Annotated in this window: 15 protein-coding genes and 2 pseudogenes; 8 read left to right on the top strand and 9 right to left on the bottom strand. The window is 72.5% G+C overall.

Annotation, left to right across the window (positions count from 1 at the left end; translation table 11 throughout):
• Nucleotides 1–53 precede the first annotated feature (53 nt).
• The 4 genes from ABD236_RS04380 to ABD236_RS04365 all read right to left on the bottom strand — a co-directional run bounded on the left by ABD236_RS04380 (nt 54) and on the right by ABD236_RS04365 (nt 2,851).
• Nucleotides 54–455, bottom strand: coding sequence for a hypothetical protein (locus tag ABD236_RS04380; RefSeq protein ID WP_344070301.1), 402 nt, complete (start codon nt 453–455; stop codon nt 54–56).
• Nucleotides 456–657: 202 nt separating this feature from the next.
• A complete protein-coding gene (locus ABD236_RS04375; RefSeq protein WP_344070299.1) occupies nt 658–1,095 on the bottom strand; it encodes a hypothetical protein in 438 nt (145 codons plus the stop codon).
• Nucleotides 1,096–1,132: 37 nt separating this feature from the next.
• Nucleotides 1,133–1,879 carry an ABC transporter permease gene (locus tag ABD236_RS04370; RefSeq protein WP_344070297.1) on the bottom strand — a complete coding sequence of 249 codons (747 nt, stop codon included), beginning with the start codon at nt 1,877–1,879 and terminating at the stop codon, nt 1,133–1,135.
• Nucleotides 1,880–1,882: 3 nt separating this feature from the next.
• Entirely contained in the window at nt 1,883–2,851 is a 969-nt protein-coding gene (locus tag ABD236_RS04365; protein ID WP_344070295.1) for an ABC transporter ATP-binding protein, read from the bottom strand.
• A 107-nt stretch (nt 2,852–2,958) separates the two neighbouring features.
• On the opposite strand from ABD236_RS04365, the gene ABD236_RS04360 reads away from it, so the two are divergent.
• The 3 genes from ABD236_RS04360 (at nt 2,959) to ABD236_RS04350 (ending at nt 6,049) form a co-directional block, all read left to right on the top strand.
• On the top strand, nt 2,959–4,131 hold the full coding sequence (locus tag ABD236_RS04360; protein ID WP_344070293.1) for a sensor histidine kinase: 1,173 nt from the start codon (nt 2,959–2,961) through the stop codon (nt 4,129–4,131).
• A 21-nt stretch (nt 4,132–4,152) separates the two neighbouring features.
• Nucleotides 4,153–4,803, top strand: a complete 651-nt coding sequence (locus tag ABD236_RS04355; RefSeq protein WP_344070291.1) for a response regulator — start codon at nt 4,153–4,155, stop codon at nt 4,801–4,803.
• A gap of 88 nt (nt 4,804–4,891) precedes the next feature.
• The gene (locus tag ABD236_RS04350; protein WP_344070289.1) at nt 4,892–6,049 is read left to right on the top strand and encodes an ROK family transcriptional regulator; all 1,158 of its coding nucleotides are present in this window, start codon (nt 4,892–4,894) and stop codon (nt 6,047–6,049) included.
• A 233-nt stretch (nt 6,050–6,282) separates the two neighbouring features.
• Here ABD236_RS04350 and ABD236_RS04345 read toward each other — a convergent pair whose 3' ends face one another.
• Complete coding sequence (locus ABD236_RS04345) at nt 6,283–7,044, bottom strand: GntR family transcriptional regulator (protein ID WP_344070287.1); 762 nt, start codon at nt 7,042–7,044, stop codon at nt 6,283–6,285.
• Between the two features lie 250 nt (nt 7,045–7,294).
• On the bottom strand, nt 7,295–8,203 hold the full coding sequence (locus ABD236_RS04340) for an RNA polymerase sigma-70 factor (protein WP_344070285.1): 909 nt from the start codon (nt 8,201–8,203) through the stop codon (nt 7,295–7,297).
• A gap of 185 nt (nt 8,204–8,388) precedes the next feature.
• Here ABD236_RS04340 and ABD236_RS04335 point away from each other — a divergent pair, with 185 nt between their 5' ends.
• Entirely contained in the window at nt 8,389–9,219 is an 831-nt protein-coding gene (locus ABD236_RS04335) for an alpha/beta fold hydrolase (RefSeq protein WP_344071189.1), read from the top strand.
• 483 nt (nt 9,220–9,702) lie between these two features.
• Here ABD236_RS04335 and ABD236_RS35145 read toward each other — a convergent pair.
• A pseudogene (locus ABD236_RS35145) lies at nt 9,703–10,107 on the bottom strand (EamA family transporter); the annotation flags it as partial.
• A 47-nt stretch (nt 10,108–10,154) separates the two neighbouring features.
• Between ABD236_RS35145 and pdxR the strand changes: the two are divergent.
• A complete protein-coding gene (gene pdxR, locus ABD236_RS04325) occupies nt 10,155–11,624 on the top strand; it encodes a MocR-like pyridoxine biosynthesis transcription factor PdxR (protein ID WP_344070283.1) in 1,470 nt (489 codons plus the stop codon).
• Nucleotides 11,625–11,649: 25 nt separating this feature from the next.
• Here the strand turns inward: pdxR and ABD236_RS04320 are convergent, their stop codons facing one another.
• A complete protein-coding gene (locus ABD236_RS04320) occupies nt 11,650–12,063 on the bottom strand; it encodes a VOC family protein (protein ID WP_344070281.1) in 414 nt (137 codons plus the stop codon).
• Nucleotides 12,064–12,361: 298 nt separating this feature from the next.
• Here ABD236_RS04320 and ABD236_RS04315 point away from each other — a divergent pair, with 298 nt between their 5' ends.
• Nucleotides 12,362–13,945 carry an alkaline phosphatase D family protein gene (locus ABD236_RS04315; RefSeq protein WP_344070279.1) on the top strand — a complete coding sequence of 528 codons (1,584 nt, stop codon included), beginning with the start codon at nt 12,362–12,364 and terminating at the stop codon, nt 13,943–13,945.
• Nucleotides 13,946–14,105: 160 nt separating this feature from the next.
• Nucleotides 14,106–15,524 (top strand): annotated as a pseudogene (locus tag ABD236_RS04310) (GNAT family N-acetyltransferase); the annotation flags it as partial.
• Here ABD236_RS04310 and ABD236_RS04305 read toward each other — a convergent pair.
• Nucleotides 15,457–16,782, bottom strand: coding sequence for a trans-sulfuration enzyme family protein (locus tag ABD236_RS04305; RefSeq protein WP_344070277.1), 1,326 nt, complete (start codon nt 16,780–16,782; stop codon nt 15,457–15,459). The pseudogene ABD236_RS04310 and the gene ABD236_RS04305 sit on opposite strands and share 68 nt — an antisense overlap.
• Before the next feature lie 59 nt (nt 16,783–16,841).
• Here ABD236_RS04305 and ABD236_RS04300 point away from each other — a divergent pair, with 59 nt between their 5' ends.
• Nucleotides 16,842–17,372, top strand: a complete 531-nt coding sequence (locus ABD236_RS04300) for an Lrp/AsnC family transcriptional regulator (protein WP_344070275.1) — start codon at nt 16,842–16,844, stop codon at nt 17,370–17,372.
• Nucleotides 17,373–17,414 lie beyond the last annotated feature (42 nt).

Here is a 17,414-nt window from a genome sequence, read left to right as displayed (position 1 = left end):
CCTCTCCCGTGAGTCGCCCTTCCCCGAGTCCCCTTCCGTAAGTCCCCCTTTCGTCACCCCGCCGCTTCCGGCCCCCGCCTCCGCAGACGGATGTCCGTGTCCATCGCATAGCTCTGCGTCCAGGTGCGGCCCGCATCCGACTTCCACGTCACGTGGGCCGTCGAGATGGCCTGGTCGACCTTGACCCGGTCGACGGTCATCGACCGGTCGCCGTCCCGTACGTCACCGCGCCGCAGATCCTGCGCCCTGACCGACACCGGCTCGCTCGGCGCCACGTTCTCCGCCTCGTCCGCCGCCCGCACCAGCGCCGCCGCGAGCTCCCTAGCCCGTGCGGGAGTGAACTCGCCGACCGAGGCCTCAGCAGCGCCCGCGTAGCCGGTCAGCCGGACCACCCCGTCCCCCACGACGGACACCTCTGTCGTACCGCCGCCCAGGTCCGCCACTGCGTATGTCATCACGATCTCCTCACCCGCCGACAGGAGACGGCGACGCGTCAGGACGTTACGCCACGGCCGCCCGAAGTCCCGCAGGTCGGCAGTCCCGCCGTCCCGTAGTCCCCCCGTCCTGGCGCGCCCGGCGGCGCCACTCCCCCTCCTGCGGCAGGTCGAAAGGGCTGGACACGTTCCGGCAGAGCGTCCGCGCACCCTGCGCCGGTCCCTACGGCGGATCCACCTCCGTGACCACCGCCATCAGCTGGAACTCCAGCTCCGTGCCCCACTGCGAGACCCCGACAGCGACCCAGCGCCCGTCCGGCTGCCAGAGGTGGAGGTAGCGGACACTCTGGCTCAACCCGCTCCACGGCTCGGCTATCTCCTCTCCTTCCATGCTCCGGGTCATCACGCTCCAGAGGCTGACCATCTGTGCCTCGCCCCAGCGCTCGCTCAGCAGCTGGGCGAGGGCGTCGCACTCCGCTCCGTACTGCTCCTCCACTTCGACGCGTCTGCTGCCGTCGTCGTCCCAGAGGTCCTCGCTGGTGCTGAGCTCCACCAGGTGGTAGCCGGGGCCGCTGGTGATCGCCCCCGACCTGCCGCGCTCCGCGGGGAAGTCGCGGACGCGCAGCAGGTCGATCACTTCGAGATGCCGTGCGGTGGTCATGCAGTCAGTAAACCCGCCGCCACTGACAATTGGCCTCTCAGGCGTCCCGCCGCCGCAGCGCCCACCAGCCCGCCACCACGGCTGTCCCACTCCAGGCCGCGAGCACCGCCATACCGCTCCAGGCGCCCAACGGCCCTTCCGGGTGGAGCAGGAGGATCTGCCGCCCCGCCCGGTCCGGCATGAAGTCGGCCGCGCCACCGCCCTGCGACACGTCCCCGACCACGAACGGCACGATCAGGAACAGCGGGACGAGCACGCTCATGGCGCCGGTGACACTGCGCAGCAGGGCCGCAAGGCCCGCGGCAAGCAGGCTCAGCAGGGCGAGGTAGCAGGCGCAGCCCACCACCGCCTGAAGCGCCCCGGGGTCGCCGATGCCTATGCCGAAGCCCTTGTCCATCAGCGCCTGCCCGGACAGGAACGAGGTCAGACTGGTGACAAGGCCGACCGAGAAGACCAGGCCGCAGATCACGGCCAGCTTCGCCCCGTAGAACAGCCCGCGGTCGGGCACGGCGCCCAGGGAGACGCGTATCCCCCCGTTCTTGTACTCCGCGGCCATCGCTATCGCTCCGAAGGTGAGCGCCGCCAGCTGGCCGAAGTTCAGGCCGTAGTACGAGAAGAGGACGGGGTCGAAGTCGGTGCTGTCGGGCTCCGGGCGACCGAGCGTGGCGCAGACGAGCACGGTCAGCCCGGCTGTGGCCAGGAAGACGGTTGTCAACGAGCCGACGAGGGACCGCAGCGAGCGGACCTTGATCCACTCGGCGTGGAGAACTGCGGGGAACGACACGGCTCATGCCTCCTGGTCGGATGTGGTGCGGAGGGAACGGGTGAGGGTGTCAGGACTGCCGGGTGAACCGGACGCGAACTCCGCCTCGCCTGCCGTCAGGTCGAGATAGGCCTGCTCCAGCGTCGCCTCCTCTGTCGCCAGTTCGAGAATCGGGATGCCGTCCGCCGCGGCGATCGGCCCCACGTCCTCGACCCGCGCGCCCTCGACGATCCAGCGACCGTCCTCACCCTGGACCGGCGCGAAGCCCCGGGAGGTGAGGAGGGTGCGCAGGCGGCTGCCTTCGGTGGTCCGCAGACGCACCCGCGGCTGGATGCGCGAGTCGATGAAGTCCTGCATGGGGGTGTCGGCGAGCAGCCGTCCCCGGCCGAGGACGACCAGGTGATCGGCGAACGAGGCGGTCTCGTTCATCAGATGGCTGGAGACCAGCACGGCTCGGCCCTGCCGCGCCAGGCCGCGCATCAACTCCCGGATCCAGATGATCCCTTCCGGGTCCAGACCGTTGGAGGGCTCGTCGAGGATCAGCACCGAGGGGTCGCCGAGCAGCGCCGCGGCGATCCCGAGCCGCTGGCGCATACCGAGGGAGAAGGTCTTGACGCGCCGGTTGGCCACGGCGGCGATGCCCGCCTCCTCCAGCACCTCGTCGACCCGGCGGGCCGGTATTCGATTGCTGGCGGCGAGCGCCCGCAGATGGTTCCGCGCGGTGCGCGAACCGTGCGCGGCCTGGGCGTCGAGGAGCGCGCCGACGTGGCGCAGCGGCTCGTCGTACTCCGCGTACGGGCGCCCGCCGATCGTGGCGGTGCCCGATGTCGGCCGGTCCAGGCTGAGCACGAGGCGCATGGTCGTGGACTTGCCGGCGCCGTTGGGGCCGAGGAAGCCGGTGACCTGGCCAGGCCGCACGCTGAAAGTCAGGCGGTCCACGGCGCGGGTGGTTCCGTACTCCTTGGTGAGTTCTTGGACGTCGATGCTGGTCATGTCTCAACCTTCGCCGTCGCGCCAGGTCCCGGGCCTCCCCCGAGCGTGGGGATGATCTCCCCCGTGCGGGGGAGCCGCGGCGATTCGGGCGCTGGCACGATGGCGACATGTTCCGCTTTCTCCGCCCGCTGGGCCGCTCCGTGACGTACACGCGATGGCTGCATCTGTCGATGCCCGTCGCGGTGTACGGCATTTGGCTCTTCATCGACATGGAGAAGCCTTATGTCCCCTTTCTCGCCCTGCTGTTGATAGGGCTGATACCGGCTGTGCGCCTGGCCGAGGGAATACAGGCCCAGTTGCTCGTCGTGCCGAAGGAGCGGGGCCATCATGACGCGACGGTCTCCGCGGCCTCGTCGGCCAGTTGGGGCGAGCGCTGGCGGACCGTGGCGTGGCTGGAGATACGTCTGGCGCTCGCGCTGGTGACCATGGGGATATCCGTATGGCTTCCCATGATCACCTACGAGCTGGTGGCCATGCCGATGGACAGCGGGACGAGCGAGGTCCCCGTCCTGCGGGATGCGGCGCCGCACTGGTGGTGGTGGGCGCTGGCTCCGCTGCCCCTCTTCATGATGCTCGGCTGTGTCGCGGCCCTCGGCGAGCTGAACGCCACCATCGCGCGGCAGCTGCTGGGCCCGTCGAAGGAGGAACGGCTGACCAAGCTGGAGGAGCGGACCGAGCGGCTGCTCGAACGCAATCGGATCGCGCGCGAGATCCATGACTCGATCGGGCACGCGCTGACCGTCGCCGTGGTGCAGGCAGGTGCTGCCCGGGCGGCGGGAGATCCGGAGTTCACGGCCAGGGCACTGGCCGCGATCGAGGAGACGGGCCGGACGGCGCTGGACGACCTGGAGCGCGTCCTGCTGGTCCTGCGCGAGAGCGGGGGGCCGGTGGGGCAGCGGCCGACGCTCGACGAGGCCGACCGGCTGCTCGAATCGGCGCGGGCATCGGGGGCGAAGGTGGAGTCCGAGCTCAGCGGCCCGCTGGAGCTGGTGCCGGGCCCCGTGTCCCGGGAGGGGTACCGGATCCTCCAGGAGGCGCTGACCAATGTGCTGCGGCACTCCGGGCCGGTGCCCGTGCGGGTGCGGATAGCTGTGCTGGGTGAGCGATTGGAGCTCGATGTGACGAATCCGCTGTCGGGCTCGATACCGAGAGGGCAGGGCGGCAGCGGCCTGCGCGGGATAAGGGAGAGGGCGGCACTGCTGGGTGGCGAGGCCCAGTCGGGTCCCAAGGAAGGGGAATGGAGGGTGCGCGTGCGGCTACCGCTGGACGGGCTGCGATGAAAGACCACCTAGGCTGACGGGATGCCGGTCACCGTTCTGCTCGTCGACGACGAACCCCTGGTCCGCGCGGGTCTGCGTGCTGTTCTCGAGGCGCAGCCCGACATCGAAGTGGTGGGTGAGGCCGCCGATGGCGCCGCCGTCATTCCGCTGGTGCGCCAGCTGCGCCCCGATGTGGTGGCGATGGATGTGCGGATGCCGTTGTTCGACGGCATAGAGGCCACTCGGGCGGTGCTGCGCACGGTGCAGGATCCGCCGAAGATCCTGGTGGTCACGACGTTCGAGAACGACGAGTACGTGTACGAGGCGCTGCGGGCCGGCGCCGACGGGTTTCTGCTCAAGCGGGCCCGGCCGGCCGAGATCGTGCACGCGGTGCGGCTCGTCGCGGAGGGCGAGTCGCTGCTGTTCCCGGCGGCGGTCCGCTCGCTCGCGGCCGAGTACGGCAACCGGGACGCCCGGGCGGCGCTGGACAAGGCGGCGCTCACCGAGCGTGAGGCTGCCGTCCTGCGGCTGATGGCTCGCGGGCTCAGCAACGCCGAGATCGCCGCCCGGCTGATCGTCGGCACCGAGACGGTGAAGACCCATGTCAGCGCCGTTCTGGCGAAGTTGGGTGCCCGGGACCGGACGCAGGCGGTGATCGCGGCGTACGAGTCGGGATTCGTGGCTCCGAGCTGATGCGTCTCCGTGACCATGCGCCACTCGCCGTATACCTGACCAGCGAGTACGATCCGGCAGACACGCGTACGAGCTGGGAGGACACACGTTGGGGCGGCTGACCGGCGGGGATCCCTCTCTGCTGCGGCGGATCAATTCCGCAGTGGTTCTCCATGCACTGCGTGGGGCGGAATCTCCCACTCTGACCGATCTGACCCGGATCACCGGCCTCTCCCGGCCGACGGTCGAGGGCGTGGTCGAGGGGCTCATGGAGGGCGGGCTCGTCGTCGAGTCGGCCCCCGAGGAGGGCGAGGCGCGCCGCCAGGGGCGTCCCGCACGCCGGTTCCGGTTCCGGGCCGAGGCGGGCCATCTGCTGGGCATCGAGATCGGCCCGCATCGGGTGGCGGCGCTGCTGTCCGGGCTGGACGGGCGGATCGTGGGCGCCGGATCCCGCGAGGTGTCGGAGACGGCCTCCGCCGATGAGCGGCTGGAGCGGGTCAGGGCCACGGTCGCCGACCTGCTGCGGCGGGCCGGGGTGGCGCGCAGTTCGCTCCGCGCCGTCGGGGTCGGCAGCCCCGGCATAGTGGAGGCCGACGGCACCGTACGGCTGGGGACGGCGCTGCCCGACTGGACCGGGCTGGCCCTGGGCGAGCGGCTGCGCCGGTCGTTCCGCTGCCCGGTGCTGGTCGAGAACGACGCCAACGCGGCCGCCGTGGCCGAGCACTGGAAGGGCGCGGCGACCGACTCCGACGACATCGTCTTCGTGCTGGCCGGGCTGAGCCCGGGGGCCGGGTCGCTGATAGGCGGGCGGCTGCACCGGGGCTTCGGGGGCGCGGCCGGCGAGATCGGTGCGCTGCACCTGCTGGGCCGCGACGTGACACCGGAGAAGCTGCTGTCGACGACCGGGGAGCCGCTGCACCCGCTGGACGAGCAGGCGGTCGCCGATGTCTTCGCGCTGGCCAAGCGGGGCGACAGCGGCGCGCAGGAGGCGGTCGAGCGGTTCATCCAGCGGCTGGTCCACGACGTGGCGGCCCTGGTGCTCGCGCTCGACCCCGAGCTGGTGGTCGTCGGCGGCTGGGCGGCCGGGATCGACGGCGTGCTCGAACCGCTGCGCCAGGAGCTGGCGCGGTACTGCCTGCGGCCGCCGCGCGTGGCCCTCTCCCTCCTCGGGGAGGCGGCGGTGGCCACGGGTGCGCTGCGGCTCGCGCTCGACCATGTGGAGGAGCAGCTGTTCGCGGTCGAGGGCACGGTGACGGCTCGGCGCTGAGCGGGCGAGCGGGCCACGCGGGCCGATCATCCGCGGCCGGACCTCTCTCCGCGGCCGGCCCCGCTGCCTTCCCGGACGCGCCGCACACACTGTCCTCCCGGACGCGGCGCACCCGCTGCTCTCCCGGACGCACGGCCTGTCACCACCCGCACGTAAGCGACCCGCCGGCCGCCCGATGCGAACGGCCCGCCGCTGACGAGAGCGGCGGGCCGGGGCGGCGGGCGGGACGGGTGTCAGGAAGCCTGGCGGTGGCCGTCGTGGCTGATCTGCACGTCACCCGAGTCGCCGAAGGTGAGGCGGCAGGTGTCGGCGCGGTAGGTCGCCACCGAGACGGCGACGGTCCGGCCGAGGGAGAAGTAGCGCGTGGTGACGACGAGGACGGGCGCGCCCGGCAGCCGGTCGAGCTCCTTGGCGTCGTCGGCGCGGGCCGAGCCGAGCTCCACGGCGCGGTCCTGGCCCTCCAGGTCGAGGCGCTGGAGCTCGCGCAGCACGCTGCGGGCGCGGGCCGGTCCGGAGGGCGCGTCGATCGCGGTGAGGTCCGGCACGGAGGACGCCGGTACGTAGAGGAGCTCGGCGGCGACGGACTGGCCGTGCGTGGTGCGGATCCGGCGGACGGTGTGCACCTCGTCGAGCGCCTCGGCGTCGAAGAGCCGGGCCACCGCGAGCGGCGGGGCGCCCACGGCGCAGTCGACGGCCTGCCAGGCGTCACCGGCCGTGCCGGGCCAGTCGTGCTGCTCGGTGCCGACCGAGACGCCCACGCGCGGCGGCGCGACGGTCGTGCCGACGCCACGGCGGCGCTGCAGCCTGCCTTCGAGTTCGAGCTGTTCCAGAGCCTGGCGGAGCGTGGCGCGCGCGACACCGAAACGGGCGGCGAGCTCACGCTCGTTGGGCAGGATCTCTCCCACCGCGAAGTCCGAGTCGAGCGCCTCGCTCAGCACGGTCTTGAGGTGCCAGTACTTCGGCTCCGGCACCGTTTCCAGCTGCGTGGTCCCCACCCTGTCCTCCGCAATCGCCGTGCCCCGGCGGCTTTTCTGCGCCCTTGTTTATTAAAGGTTCCTGCACTAACTCTGCGACCATAGGGCGGCACACCCCCTTGGTCAAGACCAATCCTCGTTCCGTTACGGAACGAATCCGAGCCCTGGCCCAGAGCGTTCACACGACGTTCGCGGTCCGGTGAACAGGGCGCAGCAAAGTCCCCGTGCCCGGATCCGGGCACGGGGGTCGCGACCCCTGGGGCGCGTGGGACTAACCGGGCGACTGGTCCACGTACTCCCCACAGGAGAGCGCGGTGAGTTTGTCCGGGTTCCGTACTACGTAGACACGGTGGACGCGGCCGTCGAGGATGTCGAGCTGGAGGACGCTGTCCGGCTTGCCGTCGTGGAGGACCAGTACGGCGGGGCCGCCGTTGATCTCGGTGATGCGGAAGTCGCCGTCGGGGCCGCCCTCCTGCGACACCGCGAACAGGAAGCGCCCGACCTTGTCGGCGGACTCGATGATCCGCGTGGGGGCCTTGGACTTGCCGCCGCTGTCGCCGATGAACCGTACGTCGGGGGCCAGCAGGGAGAGCATGGAGTCCAGGTCGCCGCCGCCCGCGGCGGCCATGAACCGCTCGGTGAGGTCGCGGCGGTGGGCTGGGTCGACGTCGTAGCGGGGCTTGCGCTCCTCGACATGGCGCCGGGCGCGCCCGGCGAGCTGGCGCACCGCGGGCTCCGAGCGGTCCAGGGTGGCCGCGATCTCCGCGAAGGGGAAACCGAAGGCCTCACGCAGCACGAACACCGCCCGCTCCAGCGGCGAGAGCGATTCGAGGACGACCAGTACGGCGAGCGAGACGGAATCGGCCAGCATGGCCTGTTCGACGGTGTCGGGCACCACGGGCCCGAAATCCGTCGCGATCAGCTCGGGAAGCCAGGGCCCCACATAGGCCTCGCAGCGCGCCTGGATCTGTCTGAGCCGGTCGATGGCGAGCCGGGTGGTGATCCGTACGAGGAACGCCCGCGGGTCGCGCACACCGTCGCGGTCGCGCGCCGACCAGCGCAGCCACGCCTCCTGCACCACGTCCTCGGCGTCGGTCACCCGGCCCAGCATGCGGTAGGCCACGCCCATGAGAACGGACCTGTGGTCTTCGAAGAGATCGGCGGCGGTGGGGGAAGTCACCGCTCCATCCCAGCCGACCGGCAACCGGCTGTCCAGAAGGAGAACCCGCGCTGTTCGATTCTTCGCCCCCTGCGCGGTGTCCGGGTCCCGCCTCTTGAACTCCAAGCTACTGAAGGGTAATTGTTGCTGACAGCGTGTCTACCCTCGTCCCGCGGCGCCGTCCGTCCACCACCGGGAGCAGCAGCATGGCCGAAGAGGTCTCCTTCACGATCGGCTCCCCCCGGGGCAGCCACACCGTCACCGTCTCCTATCGGCGGGCCGGTTCCGGCGACCCGCTGCTCCTGCTGCACGGCATCGGCCACCACCGCCAGGCCTGGGACCCGGTGTTCGACGTCCTGGCAGCCGAACGCGACGTCATAGCCGTGGACCTGCCCGGCTTCGGCGAGTCCCCGGCGCTGCCGCAGGGCCTCGCGTACGACCTGTCCACGGTCGTGCCGGTGCTGGGCGCGTTCTGCGAGGAACTGGGCGTCGAGCGGCCGCATGTGGCGGGCAACTCCCTGGGCGGGCTGCTGGCCCTGGAGCTGGGGCGCGAGAAGCTCGTACGGTCGGTGACCGCCCTCTCCCCCGCCGGGTTCTGGACCCAGGCCGAGCGCCGCTACGCCTTCGCGACGCTGACCGCGATGCGGCAGGGGGCGAAACTGCTGCCGCTGCCCGCCATCGAGCGGTTGTCCAGGAGCGCTCCAGGGCGTGCGGCGCTCACGAGCACCATCTACGCGCGCCCCGGGCGCCGTTCACCCGAGGCCGTCGTCGCCGAGACGCTCGCGCTGCGCAACGCCACCGGCTTCGACGAGACCCTGGCCGCCGGCATCGACGTCCGGTTCGCCGACGACGTGGCCGGAGTCCCGGTCACCGTCGCCTGGGGCGCCAAGGACCGGCTGCTGCTGCGCCGCCAGGGCGTCCGCGCCAAGCACACCCTGCCCGGCGCCCGGCTGGTGCGGCTGCCCGGCTGCGGCCACGTCCCCATGAACGACGACCCCGCCCTGGTCGCGCGCGTCATCCTCGACACCAGCCGCTGACCCGCCGCGCCCGGGGCGCCGGCACAGCACCCCGGCGCCCAGCGCGACCCCCGCGCCGACCAGCGCACTGCCCGCCGCCTGCGCGATGCCGTACGCCCCGGCGCCGACCAGCGGGGCGGTGAGCGCGGCCGAGACCGGGATGAGGCCGGAGAAGAGCGTCGCCCGTTCGGCGCCGATCCGCTGCACGCCCATGTACCAGCAGACGAAGCCGACCACGGTGACGACGGCGGCCTGCCACACCAGGGCCGCCGTCTCACCGGCGTCCGGCAGCCGCAGCGCGGCACGGCCGTCCAGGGCCAGGGCGAACACGGCCGACTCGACGGCCGCGACACCGCACACGGCCGCCGAGAGCAGCCGGGGGCCCAGCGGCCGCAGCACCGGCACCGCCAGCACCGCGAACCCCACCTCTCCCAGCAGCGCGCCCATCGACCAGGCGATGCCCACCGCGTCGGTACGGCCCCAGCCCTGCACGGTGAAGGCCCCGGCCGCCACGAGCAGCGCCCCGCAGAGCACCGGCCGGGTCGGCCGCCGCCCGTCGAGCAGCGGCACCAGGACGGCCACCACGATGGGCGCGCACCCGACGAACACCCCGGGCACGGCGGGCTCGGCCGTGCGCTCGGCGGCCAGCACCGCCAGGTTGAAGCCGACCATCCCGACGGCCGCGACCAGCGCCAGCCGGCCCCACTGCCCCGCGCGCAGGCCCCGCAGCGGGGCGGCGCCGCCCCGGCCGAGCAGCGGGAGCAGCAGCAGGCAGGCCAGGCCGTACCGCAGGGCCTGACCGCCCGCGTGCGGATAGTCGCCGAGGACGCTGTTGGCGGTGAAGGAGCCGCCGACGAGGAAGCAGGCGACGGCGGCGAACGCCGCGCCCCGCAGCTGTGACACGTTCATGGGCCCGACGCTAGGCAGCCCGGTGGTCTTGTTTAAGGTCCACTTCCATGACGTCATCGGGGACCACTTCGCCCTCCGCGCCGGAGGGCGACGACGCGCGGCCGTCCTGGAACGCGGCCTGGGAACTGCTGATTCCGGCCGCCGCGGCGCCGGCCCGGCAGCGCGGACGGATGCTCCAGTCGGCGTTCCGGGAGGCCGTGCGGTCGGGGCGGCTCGCGGCCGGGACGCGGCTGCCGTCGAGCCGTGAGCTCGCCGCCGACCTCGGCGTCTCTCGCGGCCTTGTCACCGAGGCGTACGAGCAGCTCACCGCCGAGGGCTATCTGCGCAGCGACCGGGGCGCGGGCACCTGGGTGGGCGGTGCGGCGCGCGCCGCCGACGCGCCACGCGCGCGTGACCTGGCTCCGCGCGACCCGGGCGCCCTGGTCGACTTCCTGCCCGGCACCCCTGACCTGTCGCTCTTCCCCCGTGCCGCCTGGGCCGCCGCGCACAAGGGCGTCCTGGAGCGGCTGCCGCACCGCTCGCTCGGCTACCCCGATCCGCGCGGGCTGCCGGAACTGCGGACCGCGCTGGCCGCGCTGCTGGCCCGGCGGCGCGGTGTGGTCGCCGACCCCGAGCGGATCGTGGTGTGCTCAGGCGTGGCCCAGGCGACGACGCTGCTCGGCTTCGCGCTCGGGGAGCGCGGCGAGCGGACCGTGGGCGTCGAGGACCCGGGCAGCCCCGAACACACCGCGCTGTTCGCGGCCACCGGCGTACGGACACGGCCGCTGCCGCTGGACGAGGAGGGCCTGGCGATGGCCCCGCTGTACGCGAGCGGGGTGCGGGTCGCGATGACGACCCCGGCCCACCAGTTCCCTTCCGGAATCGCCTACTCCGCGCGGCGCCGCACCGAACTCCTCGACTGGGCGCGGGCGGTGGGCGGGCTCGTCGTCGAGGACGACTACGACGGCGACTTCCGCTACGACCGGGCTCCGGTCGGGGCCCTCCAGGGGCTCGACCCGGAGCATGTGGCGTACACCGGGTCGGTCAGCAAGTCGCTCGCTCCGGGGCTGCGGCTCGGCTGGCTGCTCGCTCCGGAGCGGCTCACGGCCTCGGTCGTCACCCGCAAACGCACCATGGATCTCGGCAACCCGGCCCTCGACCAGGCACTGCTCGCGGACTTCGTCACCGGCGGCGCGTACGACCGACAGCTGCGCCGGTGCCAACGCGCCTACCGGGAGCGGCGGGACGCACTGGTCGACGCGTTGCACGAACACTTCCCCGGCACCGAGGTGAGCGGCATCGCGGCCGGGCTGCACATCATCGCCCGGCTGCCCCAGCACTACGGCTCCGAGCCCCGCCTCCTCGAACGCGCCGCCCACGCGCGCGTGGCCGTGCGCCCGCTCTCGTACTACAGCTCACGGGCGGCCGAAGCGGACGACGGTGTCTCACTGGTGCTCGGGTACGCGCATCTCACCCCGTCCGACATCGCGCGCGGGGTGCGACTCCTGGCGGAGGCGGTACGGGCGGACGGCGCCTAGGGTGCGGCGGATGGGGCCACGGGCCCTAGGAGTTGGACCAGCCCCGCATGCAGAGCACCAGCCGGTACCCGTCCGGGTCCTCGATCGTCACACCCCACTCGTTCCAGTATGGGTTGGGCGACTGCACCCGCTTGCCGCCGTGCGCCTCGAGCCGGGCCACCAGATCCTGTGGAACCTCTTCGTCCGCGTAGATGACCAGCAGGTCCTCCTCGGTCGGCCGGGGCTCGACGAGGGCGGCCGGCTCGTGGACCAGCTCCAGGTGCCAGTCGGCGTCGGGCCAGCCCACCATCAGCAGCGCGTGTTCGCCGGGGGCCACGCCCTCCGCGTCGTGCCGCCACACGACGTCGAGCCCCAGGCCCTCCACCCAGAAGCGCTCCGCCGCGGCCAGATCGCGCGACGGACGGGCGATACGGATGTGTGAACGGCCTCCGACGGGCATGGGCGCTCCCTGTGCTCTCACTGTTACTGATGTTGTCGCTGATGCTGCCGCTGACGTGCCGGGTCACCACCACTGCGACCACTCCCGCACCGTACCCACTCAAGATCATCGGGTCGATCGTCCTTTGGTCCCCGGCCGCTCGCCCTAGGCCGACGCGCCCCCGGCCGTCCGGGGCCCAACCTCCGGTTGTTCACCTGGGGTTCGCGCCCGCGCCGCAGCCGGGCAGTAGGCATGGCACGGATCCGGACGCACCGGGTCCTCCCGCTCTGCCCGTCCCACGTCCCAGGAAGGCGCCTCGATGCCGTACCGCCCTCGGATCCCCTCGCCCAACCGCCGTACCGTACTGAAGGGTTCACTCGCCGCCTCGGCCGGGCTCGCTCTGCCCGCCGGGCTCGCCACGGCCGCGCCCGCGCTGGCGCTCGCCGGGCGGCCGAGCGCCGACTGGGGTGTGCAGGCCGGTGACATCACGGCGTCGTCGGGGCTCGTGTGGGCCCGGTCCGACCGGCCCGCCCGGATGGTCGTGGAGACCTCCGCCACCGAATCGTTCCGCCGCCCGCGCAGATGGCACGGCTCGCTGCTCGGCCCGGGCACCGACTTCACCGGTACGACGCAGCTGCGCGGACTGCCGGCCGGTGAGCAGATCCACTACCGGGTCACACTCGCCGACCCCGACGACCCGCGCCGTACCGGCAAGCCGGTGTACGGCACGTTCCGCACGGCGCCCGCCTCACGCCACCAGGACGTGCGCTTCCTCTGGTCCGGTGACATCGCCGGGCAGGGCTGGGGCATCAACCCGGACATCGGCGGCTTCCGCGTCTACGACGAGATGCGGCGGCTCAACCCGGACTTCTTCCTGTCCAGCGGCGACAACATCTACGCGGACGGGGTGATCCTGCCCAGCGTGACGCTGCCCGACGGACGGGTGTGGCGGAACATCACGACCGAGGAGAAGTCCAAGGTCGCCGAGACGCTGAACGAGTACCGGGGCAACTTCCGCTACAACCTGCTCGACGAGAACGTACGGCGGTTCAACGCCCAGGTGCCCTCCATCGTCCAGTGGGACGACCACGAGGTGCGCAATAACTGGTATCCCGGCCAGATCCTGGACGACGCCCGCTACACCGAGAAGAACGTCGACGTGCTGGCCGCGCGTTCGCTGCGGGCCTTCAGCGAGTACTTCCCCGTGTCCACGCTGCGGCCGGGCAGCCGGGAGGGGCGTGTGCACCGGGTCGTGCGCCATGGCCCGCTGCTCGACGTGTTCGTGCTCGACATGCGTACGTACCGCGATGCCAACTCCCCCGGCCGGCAGGCCGACGACACCGTGGGCATCCTCGGCGCGGAGCAGCTGGAGTGGCTGAAGCGGGAGCTGGCGCGCTCCCGGGCGGTGTGGAAGGTGATCGCCGCGGACATGCCGCTCGGCCTGGTCGTCTCCGACGGCCCGGCGAACTACGAGGCCGTGGCGCAGGGCGACCCGGGTGCGCCGCTGGGGCGCGAGCTCCAGATCGCCGAGCTGCTGCGGTTCATCAAGCACCGCCGGATCACCGGCACGCTGTGGCTGACGGCCGATGTGCACTACACGGCCGCCCAGCACTACGAACCGTCGCGGGCCGCGTTCAAGGACTTCGCCCCGTTCTGGGAGTTCGTGTCGGGTCCGCTGGCCGCGGGCGGGTTCCCGGCGAACGCGCTGGACGCGACCTTCGGTCCGGACCAGGTCTTCGTCCACGCCCCGGCCAAGGCCAACGCCTCCCCCATGGAGACCCCGCCGAACTTCGGCGAGATCGAGATCGACGGCGCCAGCGGCGAGCTGACGGTGCGGCTGCGCGCCCAGGGCGGTTCGGTACTCTTCACCAAGGTGCTCAAGCCGGGGCTGGTGGGCCAGTAGTGGCGCGTGTCCCTGGCGATGGCGTACGGACTGTGGCAGTGAGGCGGTCGTTCCGCGCCACAAACCGTAAGAAACGGCCAAAAAAGCGCCAGAATCACACTTAACCCATCAGTCACAAAGCGTTCGTGATCACGCAACACCGCTCGGCCACAGTGAAGGCATGACTGAGATGCCTGAGTTGACCGCCTCCCGCAAGAGCGCCCGCCGCCACCACTGGCGGCGGGACCTGATCGAGCTGGCCGCGCTGTTCACGGCCGTGGCAGTGGCCGACGTCGTGGCGAACACGGTCGCCCATGGCCCCGACGGACCGTTCCTGCTGATCGCCTCGGCGGTCGCGTTGGTGGCCACGGCGGCGTTCCACACCTGGTGGGCCCGCCGCCACAGCCACGCACCCCCGGCGGACGCCCCCGTCGATACGGGCGCGGCGCCCGGCCCCGCCGACGCCGCCCCCGACGAGACCGCCGACGACGGCCCGGTCGCGCGCGAGACCGCGCTGTGGCGGATGCGGGCCACCGTGCGGGACGAGCCGGGCAGCCTGGCCGCCCTGTGCACCGCGCTCGCCCACAGCCGGGTCGACATCCTGACCCTCCAGACCCACCCGCTGGCCGACGGCACGGTCGACGAGTTCCTGCTGCGGGCCCCCGCCGATCTCCCTGCCGCCCGGCTCACCCGGGAGATCGCGGCGGCCGGCGGCGCCGACATCTGGCTGGAGCGCGCGGACGCGCACGACCTGGTGGACGGCCCCACCCGGGTGCTCGGACTGGCCACCCGCACCGCGCTGGACGCCGCGGAACTGCCGCTGGCGCTGCGGCAGCTGCTGGGCCGGTGCACCATCCACTCACTGCCCGCCGTGTCCCTCTCCGGCCGCCCGACCGGGGAGACGGCCCCGGTCGAGGGCGTACTGGAGTCGACCGCCATGCGGCTGCGCGACCCGAGCGGCGGGGTCATCACCGTCGAGCGGCCCCACCTCCCCTTCACCCCGACCGAGTTCGCGCGGGCGCGCGCGCTGGTCGAGCTGGACGCGCGGCTCGGCCCGCGCATCCCGCGCAGCCAGGACGTCCTCACCCTGCCCGAGGGCAACGAGATCACCATCCGCCGGGCGGGTCAGGACGACGTCGAGGCCGCCAAGGCCATGCACGAGCGCTGCTCGGACCGCACCTTGAGCCTGCGCTACCACGGCCCCGTCGGCGACGCCGACCGCTACCTCAACCACCTGCTCAGCCCCCGGTACGGGCGCACCCTCGCCGCCCAGACCGCCTCGGGCCGGCTGGTCGCCCTCGGCCATCTGCTGTGGGACGGCGACGAGACCGAGGTGGCGCTGCTCGTCGAGGACGACTGGCAGCGCCGGGGCGTCGGCTCCGAGCTCCTGGAGCGCCTGGTGACGCTGGCGGTCGAGGCGGGCTGCGAGAGCGTGTACGCGGTGACGCAGTCCTCCAACACCGGGATGGTGGCGGCGATGCGCGGCCTCGGGCTGCCCCTCGACTACCAGATCGAGGAGGGCACCCTGGTGGTCACCGCGCGGCTGCCGAAGGCTCGCGCGGCGGTGCGTCCGTCGGTCGACCGCCGTTCGCTCGACCGTCCGTCGGACGATCCGCAAGGGTGCGAACGGCCGTTGTTCGAGCGTCCGCTGTTCGAGCGGTCGTCGTTCGAGGACCCGTCGCTCGCGCGGTCGTCGTTCGAGCAGGCCGAGCGCTGAGCGCCGCGCTCAGATCGCTCCACAGGTCCTCCACGTCCTCCAGTCCGACCGAGAGCCGCAGCAGGCGGTCGCTCACCCCGGCGGACCGCCGGTCCCCCTCGGCCACGATGCGGTGGCTGATGGAGGCCGGGTGCTGGATGAGGGTGTCGACGCTGCCGAGGCTCACGGCGGGGGTGATGAGCGAGACGCCCGCGATCACGGCGTGCGGGTCGCCGTGCACCTCGAAGGAGACCATCGCCCCGCCCACCGCCGGGTAGTGCACCCGGGCCACCCGGGGGTCGTCGGTCAGGCGCCGGGCCAGCTCCGCCGCGCTTGCGGCTGCCGCCCGCATCCGTACCGGAAGCGTCGCCAGGCCCCGCAGCAGCAGATAGCCGGCGAGCGGGTGCAGGACGCCACCGGTGGCGAACCGCACCTGCCTCAGCTGCCGCGCGAACGCGTCGTCGCAGGCGACCACGCCGCCCATGACGTCACCATGGCCGCCCAGGTACTTGGTGGCGCTGTGCAGCACGATCTTGGCGCCCAGTTCCCGTGGCCGCTGGAGCACGGGCGTGGCGAAGGTGTTGTCGACGAGCAGCGGCACCGAGCCGCACGCGTGGGCGACGGCCCGGATGTCCACCTCGGCGAGGGTCGGGTTGGCCGGGGTCTCCACGATCACCAGACCGGTGTCGGGCCGCAGCGCGTCGGCGATGCCCGCGGGGTCGACCCAGGTCACCTCCGTACCGAGGAGTCCGGCGTCCAGGAGGTGGTCGCTGCAGCCGTACAGCGGCCGGACGGCGACCACGTGCCGCAGGCCCGCCGAGGCCCGGGCGAGCAGCACCGCGGAGAGGGCGGCCATGCCGCTGGCGAAGGCCACGGCGCCTTCGGCGCCTTCCAGCCGCGCGAGCGCTGTCTCGAAACGGCCTACGGTGGGGTTGTCCAGGCGTGCGTACACCGGGGGCCCGTCGGGCAGCGTTCCGGTGGCCGCGAAGGCATCGATCCGGGCGGCCTCGGCCGCGCTGTCGTACGAGGGGTAGGTCGTCGAGAGGTCGATCGGCGCGGCGTGCAGTCCGAGTCCCGCGAGGTCGTCGCGGCCGGCGTGGACGGCTTCGGTGGCCAGGGCACGGGGTGCGGCCTGAGCGCGGTCCTGCGTGTCGGTGTCCATGGCGGCACAGTGGCGCCATGACCGGAAATGAGCGGCAAGGTCCGTGCTACGTTCGGCCAATGGCCGATTCTGTCGTACTGGACCCGGTGGATCTGGACATTCTGCGCCTGCTGCAGAACGACGCCCGGACCACCTACCGCGATCTCGCGGCCCAGGTGGGGGTGGCGCCCTCCACCTGCCTGGACCGGGTCACCCGGCTGCGCCGCTCCGGGGTCATCCTGGGCCACCAGCTCCGTCTCGACCCGGCCAGGATGGGCCGTGGCCTGGAGGCACTCCTGTCCGTACAGGTGCGACCACATCGGCGTGAACTGATCGGTCCGTTCGTCGAACGCGTCCGGGCGCTGCCGGAGTCGCGAGCCCTGTTCCACCTCGCCGGACCGGACGACTACCTGGTCCACGTGGCGGTGACGGGCACGGCCGATCTCCAGCGGCTGGTCATCGACGAGTTCACCTCGCGGCGCGAAGTCGCCCGGGTGGAGACGCGGTTGATCTTCCAGCAGTGGGAGTGCGGACCTCTGCTGCCCCCCTCGTCGACACCGGTGTCAACTTCCGCTTCGTCCCCTCTCTCCCCTTCCGTCTCCGGTGGCTGAACGTCGCCTGTTGGTGACGCGGGGCCCGTGCGCGTACGAGTA

It is taken from the genome of Streptomyces crystallinus (assembly GCF_039521265.1).
Lineage (GTDB): Bacteria > Actinomycetota > Actinomycetes > Streptomycetales > Streptomycetaceae > Streptomyces > Streptomyces crystallinus.
The sequence above is the reverse complement of the archived record's forward strand: the minus strand, read 5'-3'. Positions and strand labels throughout refer to the sequence as shown.